Annotated in this window: 1 protein-coding gene; it reads left to right on the top strand. The window is 51.9% G+C overall.

Features of this window, described 5'->3' with window-relative positions; all coding sequences use genetic code 11:
* Positions 1-291 (top strand): hydantoinase/oxoprolinase family protein (locus ACOSDM_RS20240; protein ID WP_420726340.1); only part of this gene is annotated, 291 nt, incomplete at both ends.

Here is a 291-nt window from a genome sequence, read left to right as displayed (position 1 = left end):
AAGCGGGTGTGGAGGCGATTGTCATTTCATTCCTGCATTCTTATGCCAATCCGGCTCACGAACAGCAGGCTTGTCGCTTTCTGCGCGATAAATTCCCGACCCTGCACATTATGGCGTCTACAGATGTGGCATCGGTGTTGGGGGAATATGAACGCACAAATACAGCCGTTGTGAACGCAAATTTAAATCCGTTGCTGCAAAAGCACCTGTCCAATCTTGGTCACGCGCTGGAGTCCAACGGGTATCATGGTCCGGTTCTGATTATGCAGTCCATCGGGGGCGTCAGTCCGA

Origin of the sequence: Hwanghaeella sp. LZ110 (genome assembly GCF_048892525.1) — a bacterium.
Taxonomy (GTDB): Bacteria; Pseudomonadota; Alphaproteobacteria; order UBA8366; family Aestuariispiraceae; genus Pacificispira.
Note: the sequence above shows the minus strand (reverse complement) of the source record. Positions and strands in the feature narration are given on the sequence as shown.